This window comes from Massilia sp. LMS1-1-1.1 (assembly GCF_040815535.1).
Taxonomy (GTDB): domain Bacteria; phylum Pseudomonadota; class Gammaproteobacteria; order Burkholderiales; family Burkholderiaceae_D; genus Janthinobacterium; species Janthinobacterium aestuarii.
Genome location: NZ_JBFPNG010000001.1, coordinates 995,246 through 1,010,921, shown reverse-complemented (window position 1 = coordinate 1,010,921; position 15,676 = coordinate 995,246). Strand labels below are relative to the sequence as shown.

Annotated in this window: 12 protein-coding genes; 6 read left to right on the top strand and 6 right to left on the bottom strand. The window is 65.3% G+C overall.

The features are described 5' to 3' along the window. Positions 1-239: 239 nt before the first annotated feature. The gene (locus MRBLMS1_RS04600; RefSeq protein WP_128142592.1) at positions 240-698 is read right to left on the bottom strand and encodes a YbaN family protein; all 459 of its coding nucleotides are present in this window, start codon (positions 696-698) and stop codon (positions 240-242) included. Between the two features lie 476 nt (positions 699-1,174). Here MRBLMS1_RS04600 and MRBLMS1_RS04595 point away from each other — a divergent pair, with 476 nt between their 5' ends. Continuing rightward, positions 1,175-1,741 carry a YceI family protein gene (locus MRBLMS1_RS04595; RefSeq protein WP_034756709.1) on the top strand — a complete coding sequence of 189 codons (567 nt, stop codon included), beginning with the start codon at positions 1,175-1,177 and terminating at the stop codon, positions 1,739-1,741. Positions 1,742-1,852: 111 nt separating this feature from the next. Here the strand turns inward: MRBLMS1_RS04595 and MRBLMS1_RS04590 are convergent, their stop codons facing one another. Together MRBLMS1_RS04590 and MRBLMS1_RS04585 are read right to left on the bottom strand one after the other, a co-directional pair. After that, positions 1,853-3,661 carry an NAD(P)-binding domain-containing protein gene (locus MRBLMS1_RS04590; RefSeq protein ID WP_485878100.1) on the bottom strand — a complete coding sequence of 603 codons (1,809 nt, stop codon included), beginning with the start codon at positions 3,659-3,661 and terminating at the stop codon, positions 1,853-1,855. A gap of 143 nt (positions 3,662-3,804) precedes the next feature. Next, positions 3,805-4,947 carry a sigma-54-dependent Fis family transcriptional regulator gene (locus MRBLMS1_RS04585; RefSeq protein WP_485878098.1) on the bottom strand — a complete coding sequence of 381 codons (1,143 nt, stop codon included), beginning with the start codon at positions 4,945-4,947 and terminating at the stop codon, positions 3,805-3,807. Positions 4,948-5,173: 226 nt separating this feature from the next. Here MRBLMS1_RS04585 and MRBLMS1_RS04580 point away from each other — a divergent pair, with 226 nt between their 5' ends. The 3 genes from MRBLMS1_RS04580 to MRBLMS1_RS04570 all read left to right on the top strand — a co-directional run bounded on the left by MRBLMS1_RS04580 (position 5,174) and on the right by MRBLMS1_RS04570 (position 8,621). Further along, positions 5,174-6,502, top strand: a complete 1,329-nt coding sequence (locus tag MRBLMS1_RS04580) for a serine hydrolase domain-containing protein (protein WP_485878097.1) — start codon at positions 5,174-5,176, stop codon at positions 6,500-6,502. 119 nt (positions 6,503-6,621) lie between these two features. Further along, positions 6,622-8,163 (top strand): CHASE2 domain-containing protein, encoded by a 1,542-nt coding sequence (locus MRBLMS1_RS04575; RefSeq protein ID WP_485878096.1) that lies wholly within the window; start codon positions 6,622-6,624, stop codon positions 8,161-8,163. 62 nt (positions 8,164-8,225) lie between these two features. Then, the gene (locus MRBLMS1_RS04570; protein ID WP_485878094.1) at positions 8,226-8,621 is read left to right on the top strand and encodes a GFA family protein; all 396 of its coding nucleotides are present in this window, start codon (positions 8,226-8,228) and stop codon (positions 8,619-8,621) included. 100 nt (positions 8,622-8,721) lie between these two features. On the opposite strand, the gene MRBLMS1_RS04565 is transcribed toward MRBLMS1_RS04570, so the two are convergent. From MRBLMS1_RS04565 to MRBLMS1_RS04555, 3 genes are read right to left on the bottom strand one after another with little or no spacing between them, the layout of a single operon-like run. Next, positions 8,722-11,484 carry an Hsp70 family protein gene (locus tag MRBLMS1_RS04565; RefSeq protein WP_485878093.1) on the bottom strand — a complete coding sequence of 921 codons (2,763 nt, stop codon included), beginning with the start codon at positions 11,482-11,484 and terminating at the stop codon, positions 8,722-8,724. A 2-nt stretch (positions 11,485-11,486) separates the two neighbouring features. Next, positions 11,487-13,367, bottom strand: coding sequence for an Hsp70 family protein (locus MRBLMS1_RS04560; protein ID WP_485878092.1), 1,881 nt, complete (start codon positions 13,365-13,367; stop codon positions 11,487-11,489). Continuing rightward, positions 13,364-13,945 carry a DUF2760 domain-containing protein gene (locus tag MRBLMS1_RS04555; protein WP_456150391.1) on the bottom strand — a complete coding sequence of 194 codons (582 nt, stop codon included), beginning with the start codon at positions 13,943-13,945 and terminating at the stop codon, positions 13,364-13,366. Before MRBLMS1_RS04555 ends, MRBLMS1_RS04560 begins: the two co-directional genes overlap by 4 nt. Before the next feature lie 265 nt (positions 13,946-14,210). Here MRBLMS1_RS04555 and MRBLMS1_RS04550 point away from each other — a divergent pair, with 265 nt between their 5' ends. Together MRBLMS1_RS04550 and MRBLMS1_RS04545 are read left to right on the top strand one after the other, a co-directional pair. After that, positions 14,211-14,822 (top strand): transglutaminase-like domain-containing protein, encoded by a 612-nt coding sequence (locus MRBLMS1_RS04550; protein ID WP_128142600.1) that lies wholly within the window; start codon positions 14,211-14,213, stop codon positions 14,820-14,822. A gap of 15 nt (positions 14,823-14,837) precedes the next feature. Then, complete coding sequence (locus MRBLMS1_RS04545; RefSeq protein ID WP_485878089.1) at positions 14,838-15,626, top strand: DUF4349 domain-containing protein; 789 nt, start codon at positions 14,838-14,840, stop codon at positions 15,624-15,626. The last annotated feature ends 50 nt before the right edge of the window (positions 15,627-15,676 follow it).

Genomic DNA, 15,676 nt, shown 5'->3' with positions numbered 1-15,676 from the left:
CCTCCGATCGTGTTATTACTCCTACGACAGAATCTTGCTTTGAATATGCAAATAATGTCTATGTGCCTGTTTGCAAGTTAAAAAAGCGGGAAAGTAGCGTTCTTGCCGAATTTAATCACGTGGGCGGGCGCGAAGGGGCCGCATCTTGGTGAAAAGTTCGCCGCGCCCTGCGGACGTATCGCTGTGCTTTTATGTGCAGTTCGGCTCACTTGCCATTTTTTGGATGCGGGAAGGGCGGTTTACTGCCCGCCATTACCCTCTTCGCGGGCAGATTCTGCCCCGGTAGTGGCGGGGCCTTCCGGGCGCCGCAGCAGGTAGACGAGGACGGCGATTTCCATGGCGCCCACCAGTGCGATGACCCACCACGGCGGGTGGCCCAGGCACATGGCGACAAAGCCGATGGCCATGCCCAGGCAAGCCATGGTCTTGCCGCGCCGCGAAACGGCGCGGTGTTCGCGCCACTGGCGCAGCGGCGGACCGAAGCGGGGATGGTGCAGCAGCCAGTGCTCGAGGCGCGGCGAGGCGCGGCTGAAGCAGGCCAGGGCGAGGATCAGGAAAATCGTCGTCGGCATGACGGGCAGCATGGCGCCGATGATCCCCAGCAGCACCATCAGGGCCCCGGCTGCGGTCCAGGCCCAGCGGCGCAGGCGCACGCCGTGCGCTTCGCGCAGTGGCGGCTGGGCGTGCGGCTCCCGCATCAGGCGAGGGCGCCGGCGGTGAGGCCCTGGCTGCGGGGCGGGGAGGCGGTGGGATGGGCGTTCAAGATGCGCATATCGTGGCGGGTGTGGCGGGTGGCCGTCATGTTTTTTCTGTGCTGTGTTCTGCTCTATTATGGATGAATCAAGGCACCGCTGCATGCCCGCCCGGGCCGTGATGATAACCATTGCACAGAATAATAACAAGAATCATTCTCATTTGTTGTCTGGTCTGCGGACCGGATAACGCTGGATATTTTTGGCAATGCAGACAATAATCGGCAGCAGAAGGCGCTGTCATGGACATCATTGCCTTTATTATCGATTTTTTCGATGCTAACTAGGCATATTTTCCGTTTTACATCGATCTTCATGCCATGCATAATCTGTTGCAACTGAAGCCAGACAATCAGCCGCAGCGCTTCCCGCCTGCAGCTGCTTGCGGTTTTGACATCCTCCACTCCTATCAGGAATCCATTATGAAAAAACTGCTCGCTTTTATCGCCGCCGCCGGCTTCTCGCTGTCCGCTTTTGCCGCTCCAGAAGTCTATGTCATCGATGGCAGCCACACTTTCCCCCGTTTCGAGTACACCCACATGGGCTTCTCGACGCAGCAAAGCCGTTTCAATAACACCACCGGCAAGGTCACCTTGGACCGCGCCGCCAAGACGGGCGCCGTCGAAGTACTGATCGACACCAAGTCCGTCGACACGGGTTCGACCCTGTTCAACTCGCACATCCAGGGCGAAGACTTCCTCGACACGGCCAAGTATCCTGTCGCCACCTACAAGTCGACCAAGTTCAATTTCGACGGCGACAAGTTGGCCTCCGTTGAAGGCAACCTGACCCTGAAAGGCGTGACCAAGCCAGTGACCCTGACCGTCACCTCGTTCGCTTGCGCACCGCACCCGATGCTGAAAAAAGACGCTTGCGGCGCCAACGCCACGGCCAAGATCAAGCGCTCGGAATTCAACGCCGGCAAATATGCGCCTGCTGTCAGCGATGATGTGACGTTGACTTTCGCGATCGAAGCCATCAAACAGTAATCGTTGGCTGCATGACGTAAAAATGGCGGCGGACTTCGGTCCACCGCCATTTTTTATACCTATCCCCAAAGCGAGGGCTGGGGTCAGACCCGGCGGGTCTGACCCCGGATTTCACGACAAGTGATGCACCTCCTGCTGCCCATACACGGGCGTGTTCAACCCTTCCATGCGCGCCTTCAGCTGCAGCGACAGGTACTGGGAATAGTGGCGCGACTGGTGCAGGTTACCGCCGTGGAACCACAGCGCCTGCTGCTGCGTGGGTTTCCACATATTGCGCTGTTCGCCCTCCCACGGGCCAGGGTCCTTCGTCGTGGCGGAACCGAGGCCCCACACCTTGCCTACCTTGTTCGCCACCTCGGGCGAGATCAGGTCGGCCGCCCAGCCATTCATGGAACCGTAGCCGGTGGCGTACACCACCAGGTCGGCCGGCAGTTCCGTGCCGTCCGACAGCACGATGGAATGGGCTTTCAGTTCCTGCACGCCGACGCCGCTTTTCAGCTTGATCTTGCCCTCGGCGACCAGCTCCGAGGCGCCCACGTCGATGTAGTAGCCGGAGCCGCGGCGCAGGTATTTCATGAACAGGCCGGAGTCGTCGTCGCCAAAGTCCAGCATGAAGCCCCGTTCTTCCAGGCGCTGGTAAAAATCCGCATCGCGCTCGCGGATGGCCTTGAAGACGGGCTTCTGGAAGTCGGCCAATATCTTGTACGGAATCGAGGCGAACGTCAGGTCGGCCTTGGCCGTCGTCATGCCGGCCGCCAGCGCCCGTTCCGAATACAGGTCGCCCAAGGCCAGGTCCATCAGCGAATCGGACTTGACGATGTGCGTCGACGAGCGCTGCACCATGGTCACGTCCACGCCCGCTTCCCACAGGGCGGCGCAGATATCGTGCGCGGAATTGTTCGCGCCGATGACGACCACTTTCTTGCCCACATAGGCGTCCGGCCCCGGATGCTGCGACGAGTGCTGCTGCTCGCCCTGGAACACGTCCATGCCCTTGAACTTCGGCATGTTCGCCTTGCCCGACATGCCCGTGGCCAGCACCAGCTGCTTCGGTTTCAGGGTGACGGGCTGGCCATCGCGCAGCACCTGCACCGTCCATTCGCCCGTGGTCTCGTCGAAGCTGGCCGATTCGCATGATGTCGAACCCCAGTAATTGAGCTCCATCACCTTGGTGTACATCTCCAGCCAGTCGCCGACCTTGTCCTTCGGTGTGAAGACGGGCCAGTTGTCGGGAAACGGGATGTAGGGCATGTGGTCGTACCAGACGGGGTCGTGCAGGCACAGGGACTTGTAGCGCTTGCGCCAGCTGTCGCCTGGGCGCGCATTTTTCTCGATGATGATGGTGGGGACGTTCAGCTGGCGCAGCCGCGCACCGAGCGCGATGCCGCCCTGGCCGCCGCCGATGATGACGCAGTAGGGCTGGCGCGTATAGCCCAGTTCCTTTGCATCCTGCTCGCGGTTTTCCAGCCAGCTGCTGCGGTTGGTGCGCGCGCCGTGTTCGGCGCCCATGGGCCGCCGGCCGCCTTTGGCTTCTTCAAAACCCTTCAATTCGCTCATGGTGGTGAGCAGGGTCCAGATCTTGCCGTCGCGGATGCGGATGAAGCCCACGCCGCGCGCCGCGTTCGTTTCCACCGTGATCCAGCTTTGCAGCACGCCACCGGCTTCCACCGCATGTTCGCCGTCGGCGATGCGGATGGAGACTGGCTGGACGGCGCCCAGCTGGGCGGCCAGCATGGCGGTGATCTGTTCGCGGCCCTCCAGGGTTTTCAGGTTCCAGGTAAACAGCACCAGGTCGCGCCAGTAGCCATCCTGTTCGAACAGTTGCGCGGCGCCCGTGCTGTCGCTGGCGCGAAGACATCCTTCGAGCTGCTCCAGGATGCCGGCCACGGCCAGGTCGTGCGGGTTGTTATCGGTTTGCATCGTGTCTCCTCCAAGTCTGCTGACTTTATGATGGGATGCGGCTGTGTTGCCGCTGACGATGTTGTAACACTGGCGTTCTTGCGCCGCATTGCGCAGCGCAGCATGGCGGCGATTGAGACGGAAGTCTCAGCGCGTTTATCGTGTCATTGCCGGTGCGGCGCCACGATGTGCAGCTGCTTGAGGCGCCGGTACAGGGTGGCGCGCGAGATGCCCAGCATGGCGGCCGCCTGCAGCGGGCGCCATTTGGCGGCGTTCATGGCGTGGACGATGCGCGTGCGTTCGGCCAGTTCCGGCGCCGTGTAGGCCACCACGTCTTGCGCGACGGTGGCCTCGCGCATGGCGCGCGGACGCGCCTTGGCCTGGCGCAGCGGCGCGCGCACGCGGGCGTGCAGCCAGGTGCTGCCTCCGGCCAGGCGCAGGGACAGCAGACTGCGTCCCGCGCGCGCATCGAACAGCCTCTCGGCGCGTACTTCCAGCACCTCGGCGACGGGACGCGGCAGGCTGTCCAGGCCCGCGATGACGTCGCGCGCGCAGCGGTTGGCGGCGACGATGTCGCCATGTTCGTCGATGGCGAGCAGCATCTCCGGCTGCACTTCCACGAAGTGGCGGTTGCGGTGCGCCAGCAGGATGCAGCAATGGCTGTAGGACTTCAGAAAGAAGCCGTCTTCGATCAGGGTCGCGCCTTGCCGCACCAGCTGCTTGACGAGGCGCTGGCTGTCGCGCGCGTCGGGTGAACGCAGGGCAGACGCATCGAGCACGCCGATCAAGTCGCCGTGCGGCGAAAAAATCGGCGCCGCGCTGCAGGTCAGGCCCGTGAAGGCGGCGCGAAAGTGGTCGGTCTTGTGCACGGTGATGGCTTCGTGGTCGAGCAGCACGGAGGCGATGCCGCACGTGCCTTCCTCTTCTTCCGACCAGCACGAACCCGGATACAGGCCCGCCTTCTTGAAATCCTTGCGCTGGTCCGTGTCAACCACGTAATCGATCGTCACGCCGCGCGCATTGGCGAGGATGACGCAGTAGCCCGCCTCGCGCACCATGGCGTGCAGGCGGGGCAGGCACTGGCCCGTGGAGCGCAGAAAATCCTCCTCGGACTGCTGGATGGCGCGCAGTTCGGCGCCCGTCAGGATGCGCGGCCCCGTGGTGGAAGCGGGGTCGAGCCGGTAGTCGTCGAGCGAGCGCCGGTACGACGACGCCAGCCTGGCCGTATCGGCGCCTGGATTGACGATACGGCCGGCGATCAGGTCGCGCACGCGGTCGATATGGCTGGTCTGGCGGACGTAGGGCATGGCGCTCTCCAGTGTCTCGTGTCTGTTTTTTTATGGTGTTTTCGTTTTTAGCACGAAGCGCGGGGCCGCGCATCCTGCGCTGCAGCATGGCGTGCACGTGAGACGTTCGTCTCAGCGCGTGGCCCGCACAATAGGATGCCGCAGGACAAGATAAAAAGTTTCTCTGTTAGCATGCATCGCATGAAGCGAGCGCCGCCGCGGGCGCCAGCCATGAAAGGAGAAATGCATGACGACACTGCCACCAATCCGCCGCCTGGCTCTGGCCGCAGCCTGCCTGGCGCTGGCCGCCGGCGCCCATGCGGCAGAGACGACGGCGCCGCTGTCGGCCGCCGCCAGCGATCCGGCTGCATTGCAATGGATGGTGGGCGCGCCGCCGCCGGCCGATAAAATCATCCGCTTCGACGATGGCAGCTATTTCAATTTCCCGCAGCTGCGCTGGAGCGTATCGCACTTCCGCCAGCTGATGCCGACGGTGGCAGTGGCGCGCGGCTTGAAGGCGCCCGTGCCCTTGCCGCGCGCGCTGCGCAACGATATCGACAGCCTGCGCTTCACGCCCCTGGGCGCGAAGGACACGATGACGTGGGAGCAGTCGCTGGGCGCCAATTACACGGACGGCATCGTCGTGCTGCACCGGGGCCGCATCGTGTATGAGCGCTATTTCGGCGTATTGAAGGAGGGCGGCCAGCATGGCGCCATGTCGGTGACGAAGTCCGTGATGGGCACCATCGGCGCGGCCCTGGTGGCCGAAGGCAAGCTCGATCCGGCCAGGAAAGTGGCCGAGTACGTGCCGGAACTGGCCAAATCCGCTTTTGGCGACGCCACCGTGCGCCAGGTGCTCGACATGACCACGGGCCTGAAATTCAGCGAAGATTACGCCGACCCGAACGCGGAAGTGTGGCAGCACGCGGCGGCCGGCAACCCGCTGCCCAAGCCCAAGGATTACACGGGACCGCGCAGCTATTTCGAGTACCTGCAAACGGTGCGGCATGAGGGAAAACATGGCGAGGGCTTCGGCTACCGCACGGTCAACTCGGATGTGCTGGGATGGATCATCGCCAGGGTCACGGGGCAGAGCGTCAACGACTACCTGTCCGAGCATGTCTGGCAAAAGCTGGGTGCCGAGCAGGATGGCTACATGTCGGTCGATTCGACGGGCACGCCGTTTGCCGGCGGCGGCTTGAGCGCGGGCTTGCGCGACCTGGCCCGCTTTGGCGAGATGCTGCGCAACGATGGCCGCTACAACGGCCAGCAAATCATTCCGAAGGCGTCCGTCGACGATATCCGCCGTGGCGGCGACAAGCAGCTGTTCGCCAAGGGCGGCTACGATTTGCTCAAGGGCTGGAGCTACCGCGACATGTGGTGGGTCACGCATAACGACCATGGCGCTTACATGGCACGCGGCGTGTACGGCCAGCGCATCTACATCGATCCGAAGGCGGAAATGGTGATCGTGCGTTTCGCCTCCACGCCGACGGCGGCCAATGCGGCCAACGACCCGACCACCACGCCAGCCTTCGAAGCGCTGGGCAAGCTGCTGCTGGCCAGACCGAAGTAGGCTGCCAGGTTGGCCCGTGCCAGCCGTGCGGCGAAACGGGCACAACTGCAATACACTATCCTTTCGTCATCATTTATTGCTTGAATGATATTCAGGCATAGCACGCAAGGGAGCGCACCGTGGAAACCAGCCAGCCGGATCAACCGCGCCAGCCACTCTGGCGGCGCCTGCTGTGGCCGGCCGTCCAGCTGGGCTCCGCCTTCAAACTGACGGGCACGCATCTGCTGCACCACGTGATCGGCGCCAGCCTGATCGCCGCGCTGATGCTGGCGCTGGAAGGTTTTCACGTGCTCGAATGGCTTGATGCGGCCATGCTGCGCGCCAGCGCGGCGCAGGAGCAGTTGCTGGACCGTGGCAAGGACCCGGGCGGCGCCTACCGGCCCGGCATCATCGAAATCGACCAGCCCGCGTTCGAACAGGTCTTCGACGAACGCGAACCGCTGGAGCGCTCGCGCCTGGAGCAATTGATCGCCAGCGCCGCCGCGCGCGGCAGCAAGGTGCTGGCCATCGACCTGGACCTGGCGACGGCCGTGTACGAACAGCACAAGGCGGGCGAGCGGCCCCTGGACCGCCTGCTCGACCGGTTGGCCGCCGATGGCCGGCAGCTGGTGCTGATCCTGCCCGAACAATCGGACCGCAACGCGAACCTGCCGTGGATACGCGCGCGCTGCGCGGCAGGCATCCACTTTGCCAGCCCGCGCATCCGCGAACGCATGGGCGCCGTCACGCGCATCGAGCTGAAAAGCCCCGTACTGGCGGCCGTGGCTTTCGAGCTGGCGCATGGCGCCGACGAGCAGGAGCAGAAGCAGCCCATGCCGGCCGCCCTGTCCGAGCAAAAGGAAGTGCTGGCGCTGGCCGGCCGCGTGTGCCAGCTGGCGCGGCGCACGGACAGCGAAAAGACATTGGCGCGCCGGGCGTTCGAACCCGTCATCCGCGGCGACGCCAAGGCGGCGGCCGAACAGAACGCCGTCACCGCGCCGTTTCACCCGGCCGCCGTGGCGCCGCAATTCCTGAACCCCACGCGCACGCGCGTCAAACTGATCGATGGCCAGGCCGGTGTGGACGCCGGGGCGCCGCGCAAGGACGTCGTGTATATCGGCAGCACGTATGACGTGCGCGACCGCTATACGACGGCCGAAGGCGAGCAAGCCGGCCTGCACCTGCATGCGGCCGCCCACACGTCGCTGGGCATCGGTACGGCCGACGTCAATAAATATGCGGTGTTCGTGGCCGACATCGTCATCGGCGTGCTGCTGGGCTGCCTGTTCGGCGGCCTGTGGACCCTGTACGGCCGCGCCGAGCTGGCCATCGACCGGCGCATGGAAGACCACGATGTCAGCCGCCTGCACCGCGTGGGCACCCTGGCGGAATTCTATGGCATCCGTTTGATGCTGGCGCTCGTATGGGCCTCGCCGTTTGCCATCGGCGCGCTGGCCATCTATTTGTCGCGCGGCTTGCTCGAGCAGGGCTGGTGGGTCAATCCAGGCCCGCTAATCGCCGGCATGTTCCTGCACGCGATGTCGCTGCGCGACGAAGCCCACCATCCGCACGAGGAAGTGCCGGGCTTGTCCGTGTGGGCCCAGCTGCGCCGCACGCATCCGGGCATCGTGCTGGTGCAGGCGCCGCTGGCGGTGCTGCTGTTTATCGTCGCCGTGATCTAGCGCAAACCATGGCGCCGCAGCGGCGCTAAACTGGGCGCCTTTTTCATTTGCAGGAGGATGCCATGCTGAGCGGAGGATGTTTATGCGGCGACGTGCGCTACGAAGCGGGCACGGGCGCCTTCCATGAAACGGCCTGCCATTGTTCTATGTGCCGCCGCGCGTCGGGCGCGCCGTTTGTCGCCTGGTTCAGCGTGCCGAGGGCGAATTTTCGCTGGCTGCAGGGGCAGGCCACACCGTATGCGTCCAGCGAACACTGCACGCGCAGTTTTTGCCCCCGCTGCGGCACGCAGCTGACGTTCGAGGATGAACGCGACCCGGACGAGGTCGGCCTGACCACTGGCAGTCTCGATGAGCCAGGGCGCTTGCCGCCGCACAGCCATATCTATACGGACACGCAAGTGGAATGGGTAAAACTGGCAGATGGTTTACCACGGTATCGCGGGGCGCGTAACGAGTAGGTCGGATTAGCGGCGGCACGCCGCGTAATCCGACAGGTACTGCCGACGATGTTGTCGGATTACGCCCTTCGGGCTAATCCGACCTACGTGATCAATGATGTCAGCCTATCAGCTTCAACCCCGGCGGCAGTGCCTCGCCCAGCATGCGCTTGGTATTCGCTTCGTCGAGCTGCGTCACTTCGCTGACCATCGCCTGCCACAGCTGTGGGGCGCCCACGGCTTTCAGGCGCGCGAGGATGGTGGCGCGCAGCTCGTCGCCGATGTCGCGCGAGCGGTCGCCCGTCATGCGCGCCAGGTGGGTGGCGGCAAACGCCGCCGGTTCCGTCTTTTTCCAGTCCAGCGCCAGCAGCACGTGCAGCCAGTCGGCCACGGTGGCGCTGTCGACCACTTCGTGTGCGCTGCCGTGGAAGGGCTGGCGCGCGCCGACCCTGGCCAACGCCCACAGCGTGTTCGTGTCCGCCGCTTCGCGGCCGGCTTTCTCCAGCCGCTTGATCAGCCACGCGCCCACTTCGGCCTTGTAGGCACCGGGGATGCGCTCCAAGGAGGCGCCCAGGCGCAGCATGTCGTCGTCGCTGCCGTTGACGAGGGTGACGGGGCGGCTGCCGCGCTGGGCCGCGTCGGCTTGCAGGTTGAAGGCGAAGTCGTCGAGCAGGCGCAATTGCTGCTCCGTGCTCAAGCCGCCGGCCACCCGACGCCACAGGGTCCACCATTCGGCGCACACCTGGTTATCCTTGTGATGCTGGACGCCCGTGTCGAACAGGGCCCACAGCTGCTCGATGCGCCATGGATCGAGCGTATCGCCATAGCCGGGGCGCAAACAGTAGCCGGCCAGGTTCAGCCAGACCCGCTCATGCTCGGCGGAGCGGCGCCGGCCACGGGCGCGCAGCATCAGGGCATCGAACAGCTGGCGCAGCAGCGGCGTATCCCAGCTTTCGCGTCCGCCCAGTCCCCGTTCCAGGTGCTGGCGCAGCTGGCGCACTTCCTTGGTGTCGACCTTTTGCGCCTTGCCGCCGAAGATGCGCTCGATCTTCTCGACCGCTTCCTTGATGCGTGGCGAAACGGCTTGAGCCTCGCCATCGCCTTGCTCTTCCTTATCAACGCGCAGCTGGAATTCCAGCAGCCAGCGCTGGCCGGCGTCGGCTTCGGCCACGCAGTGCACTTCCAGTGTGCCCACTTCCGTCATGACGGTTGCCAGCTGCACGGTGATGTCGCGCTTGTCGCCGCTTTCCGCTTGCAGCACGCTGGCCAGCGGTGGCAGGCGCAAGTATTCCCCGGCGTCCAGATCGACGATCTCGCCCAGTTGCGGCGGCGTGCCCGCCTCAAAGAGGGATGTGGCCAGGTGGAAGCGCACGGGCCGGCCCAGGCGCAGCGCGAACAGGCGCTCCGTCAGGCGGATTTCTTCGCCGCTGGCGCTGCCACGGGGCAGGATGCACACGGCGCGGTGGTCCTTGCCCGCCTCGCCCAGCACGAGGAAATAGCTGCGCGGCGAGCCGCCGCCGATGCGCGGTGCCTGGCCGCGTCGCGCCAGCGCGTAGGCGACGGCACCACGGGCCACGGCCACGTCGGGATTATCGTTGTGCAGGATGGTCAGGGGCTGACCCCGCCAGTGCGCCAGGGTTTCTGCCAGGCGGCGCGCCAGCGCGTCGGCGCGGAACACGCCGCCGTTCAGCAGCAGGGTGTCGGGCAATGCCCCCTGATGCTGTTGCAGAAAGCTGGCCAAGTGGCGCGTGATGGCCGCGTCCTGCGCATACGGCAGGCCGAATTCGACGATGCCCGCGCGGCCTTTTTTTGCCGTCTCGGTGAATTCCACCTTCGGTAAGAAACCGTCGACCACCATGGCCGCCACTTCCTCGCGCGTGACGTCGGCGGAACGGCTGCCGCCGATCAAACGCGATCCCCCGCCCAGCAAAGTGACGGTGGCCTTGTTCGGCGCGTCCTGCGACAGCAGCAGTTCCTTGGCCGCGCGGCAGCGTTCCATCAGCTGCGACAAGCGCGCGGCAGACAGCTTCATGCCGCCTTCGCTGCCTGCCGCCATGCGCGTTTCCACCAGGTGGGCCAGCGCCAGGTCCATATTGTCGCCGCCCAGTATCAAATGGTTGCCCACGCTGCTGCGCGTGAGCTGCGGTTCGCCGTCGTCATCGAAGGCCACGTCGATCAGGCTGAAATCCGTGGTGCCGCCGCCCACGTCGCAGACTAAAATGCGGCGCGTGTCGGCCAGGTCGTCGCGCAGGGTGGCGCGCCGGCGGTGAAGGAAATCGTAGAAGGCTGCCTGCGGTTCTTCCACCAGCCGCAGGGTGGGCAAGCCCGCCATGCGGGCCGCTTCCAGGGTGAGTGCGCGCGCACCCTCGTCGAACGAGGCGGGGATGGTCAGTACCAGTTCCTGAGCTTCCAGCGGAGAATCCGGGAAGCGGTGATTCCACGTGGCGCTCACGTAGGCGAGGTAGCTGGCGCTGGCCGCCACGGGCGACACCTTGGCCACGTCGGCATCGGCGCCCCACGGCAGGATGGGGGCCTGGCGGTCCACATTTGCATGCGACAGCCAGCTCTTGGCGCTGGTGACCAGCCGGCCCGGCACCTGGGCGCCCAGCTGGCGCGCCAGGGCGCCCAGCACGGCGTGATCGACGTCTTGCTGTGGCCACGGCAGCTGCAAGTCGCCCGCCGCCAGTTCGCCGGCAGCGGGGTGGTAGCGCAAGGAGGGCAGCAGCGGGCGTGCGCCCACTTCGCCGGGAGCGACCAGCTGCTCGATGGCGAACAAGTTTATTTCTGCCTGCGCATCGTTGGCATCTGCATAGGCCACCACCGTGTTGGTGGTGCCCAGGTCGATGCCGACCAGGAAGGCCGGCTGCACCTTCGCGCTGCGCATGCTTATTGCTGCGGCGTGCCGCGCACGTCGAATTCCACTTTCCAGCGCTCGGCGCCGTCAGGGGACACAGCCAGCAGTTCCAGGGTGCCCGCTTCCGTCACGCGCGCGTGCAGTTTGACCTGCACCACGTCGCCGGCCGACCGGCCTTCGGCGGATAACGTCGCCTGGATTTCGCTCAGTTCCTGCAATTCATCGGGACCCCAGAAATCGAGCAAGTCGCCGATCTGGTCGTTGCGGCGCGTGGACGAGGCGAAGAAGCGGAAGTGCACGGGTTCACCCACGACCAGGCCGAATTGCTGGCCTGGCAGTTCCAGTTCGCTGCCTTCTTCCATGCCGAACGGCGCCACGCACAGGGCCTGGATCGGCGGTTCCATGCCGGGGATGGCCGGCATGGCCGATTCGATGGCGACATAGAAGGAACTGGCCGTGCCGCCGCGGATGCGCACGCCATGGCCGCGCCGCACGTAGCTGTAGTAGGCGGCGCCGCGCGCGACGGCTAGGTCCAGGTCGGCCCCGGCCAGCATGCGCGCCGGTTCCGCGCCTTCCATGTACAGCCAGTCGTTGACAGTGGCCATGATGCGCTGGACCAGCAAGTCGGACTTGAAGACGCCGCCGTTGAACAGCACGGCCGTCGGGTGCAAAAAGCTGGCTTCCGCCGACTGGCGGCCCGCAAAGCCTTCCAGTTCGCTGGTCGCCGCCACTTGCCGGCCCAGGAACGCGGCCAGGTGGCGCGTGATGGCAGCGTCCTGCGCATACGGCAAGCCCAGTTGCGTCAGGCCGGCGCGCGTGCGCACGGCCGGGCGGCTCGACGCTTCCACCTGCGGGAAGAAGCCGTCGAGGATGAAGGTGGACACTTCCGCGCGCGTCAGTTCCGTGCGGATGGAGCCGCCGATCAGTTTCGAGCCGCGGCTCGGCACGACGATCGGTGCCACATCGAGGCCGCTGTCGGCCAGCAGGCTTTCCTTGGCGCTGCGGCAGCCATACGTGAGTGCGCGCATTTGCCAGGCGTCGAGCTGGGTGCCGTTGGCGGCCAGCTTGCGGGCCACCAGGTGGGCCAGCGCCAGGTCCATATTGTCGCCACCGAGCAGGATGTGTTCACCGACCGCCACGCGATGCGGCTCCAGCACGCCGTCGCGCTCGAGCACGGCGATCAGCGAAAAGTCGCTGGTGCCGCCGCCCACGTCGACGACCAGGATGATGTCGCCCGGCTTGACTTCCTTGCGCCAGCGGCCTTCGCTGGTCTGGATCCAGCTGTACAGGGCCGCTTGCGGCTCTTCCAGCAAGGTCAATGAGGTGTAGCCGGCCGCCTGCGCGGCTTCCATCGTCAGCTCGCGCGCGGCCGGGTCGAACGAAGCGGGAATCGTGACCGTGATTTCCTGTTCGGCGAACGGCGCTTGCGGGTGGGCGTTGTCCCAGGCCTGGCGCAAGTGCGTCAGGTAGCGCGTGGCGGCCGTGATGGGCGAGATGCGCGCCACTTCCGCCGGCGCGTCGTTTGGCAGGATGGCCGCGCGGCGGTCCACGCCCGGGTGGCACAGCCAGCTTTTCGCGCTCGACACCAGACGGATCGGCGTGGTGGCGCCGCGGCTGCGGGCCATTTCGCCAACGACGAACGGCGCTTGCGCTTCCTCGGTGACCCAGGGCAGGGCCAGGTCGCCGGCAGCCACTTCATCAGCGTGCGGCAGGTAGACGAACGACGGCAGCAGCGACAGTTCTTCGACGGTGCCCGGCGCAGACAACTGCGGCACTTTCAGCACGCCGTGGCTCGATTGCTCGCCGTCGCTCTCGAGCAGGTTCACATACGACAGGGCGCTGTGGGTGGTGCCCAGGTCGATGCCGATGGCGTAGTGCGGGGTGTTCGGGGTGGCGTTCCTTGTGTCGCTCACAGTTCCACCTCGGCCGGTGCCAGGATGGCGGCGTCGTGCTGCGCGCTCAGTTTTGGCAGGCGCACGCTGGACGCACGCCAGCCGCGGTGGCTGAGGGTACCCGTAAATGGCGCCGAGCCGACGACGTTGCCCGTCAGGCGCACCTGGGCGCTGTCAAAACCTTCCTGCAGGACGATGCGGCTGCCCTCCGCTTCCTGGCGCACGGCGTCGATGGTGAAGTATTCGCGCATGACCTTGGCGCAGCCTTCATGCACGACGCGGGCGGCCGCGCCGATGTCGGCGTCGGCATGGCTGCCCAGGTTTTCCTGCGTAAAATCGATCAATCGCGCTTCGCGTTGCAGCAGGGCCAGCAACTGCAGGGCCGCATCTGGCGTGGTTTCTTTCAAGATGACGGGGGCGGCGGCCGGTGTCGGCACGGGAGCTGGCGCCGGGGCCACTGGCGCGACGGGAGCAGCCTCGGGCAGGGACAGCTTTTCCACGCGGGCCGCATAGGCTGCGTCCGACAGGGTGCTGAAGAAGGCGCCGAAAGCCAGCGGGACACGGCGCCAGAACGATGGGTGGGACGATGAAGTGCTCATAGGGAACTCGTTTCTCTGATCTGTAGGGTGGCGTCGGCGGCGCGCCCGGTGGCGGGGCCGCTTCGCAGGGTAGTGCCTGTGCCGGGCCTGTAGAGCCGGCTGCGTTTGCCCGCATGATACCAGCTACCGGGCCGCCGCCAAAGTCGCCGGCCCCCGCGCAGCTGGCCCGGCGCGTGGATTTTCTTTGTTCCTGCGCAAAGAAACGGTGAATGTTGCGCTGCTTCGACTAAAATCGCGCATTATCTTTTCGCATTGCCTTTATGCCATGTCTACCGACTTTTCCCCCGACTTTTCCATATATCTAGCCAGCAGCACCTACATCGACAGCGACCATCCGGCCGTGCGCGCCAAGGCGGCCGCACTGGCGGCAGGTGCCGTGGGCGACGCGGCCATCGCGGCCCGCTGCTTTGCCTTCGTGCGCGACGAGGTGGCCCACAGCTGGGATTACCAGCGCAATCCCGTCACCTGCCGCGCCTCCGACGTCTTGCAGCATGGCACCGGCTATTGCTATGCGAAGAGCCATCTGCTGGCCGCGCTGCTGCGCGCCAACGGCATTCCTGCCGGCCTGTGCTACCAGCGCCTGGCCGTCGGCGAAATGGGGCCGCCGTTTTGTCTGCATGGCTTGAATGCCGTGTATCTGCAGGATTTTGGCTGGTACCGCATCGATGCGCGCGGCAACAAGCCCGGCGTCGCGGCTGCCTTCACGCCGCCGCGCGAGCAGCTGGCCTTTCCCGTGCTGGCACCCGAGGAACGCGACTTGCCGGAAATCTGGGCGGAGCCGTTGCCGCAGGTGGTGGCGTCGCTGACCGGCCATGCGACCGTGCAGGACGTGGCGGCGCACTTGCCCGATATCGAATTGTTGCCGCTGCAAAAATAATCCACGAAAGAAATCATGAAAAAAGTGTATGTAGGTCTGATCGGCCTGATGTTGCTGGCCGGTTGCGGCGGCAAGGGAGAGAGCGGCGGGCAATCGAGCGCCGCGCGCCTCGAAGGCAAGGAAAAGGGCAGCGAGTTTCTTGCCTATGAACATAATGTCAGCGTCGATACGCACGAGGCGCAAGTGCGGCCCCTGTATGAAAAAGTGGTCGCCGCCTGCAAGGCCGATACGGAAAACGGCTGCTTGCTGCTCGATTCCAGCCTCGACAGCGGGCGCTACCTACACGCGCGCATCAGCATGCGCGCCAAGCCGGCCGGCATCAGGAAGCTCGTCGCGCTGGTCGCGGCTGAAGGCGACGTCACGAGCCAGGGCACCAAGGTGGAAGACCTGGGCCGTCCCGTGCTCGACAGCAAGAAACGCCTGGAGATGCTCAGGCAATACCAGGCGCAATTGCAAGACTTGGAAAAGCGCTCGGGCGCAAATGTCGACGCCCTGATCAAGGTGACCAAGGAACTGGCTACCGTGCAAGTGGAACTGGAGCAGGCGACGGCGGCAGACGCGCTGTTGATGCAGCGCATCGACACGGACTTGCTGAACGTGGCCATCAGCGCCGAAGGCAAGCAATCGTTCTGGACACCGGTCAAGCGCTCGCTGGGCAATTTCACGGACAACCTGTCGGAAGGCGTGGCCAACGCCATCACGGCCATGGCCTACATCCTGCCGTGGCTGATCGCCTTCGTGCTGCTGTTCCCGCTGGGACGCAAGGGCTGGCGCCGCCTGCGTGGCGTGCCGCGCAAGGATTGATGCCGGGATTGTTGCATCCGGCGCACCGTTTTACGGCAATTTAAAACCTG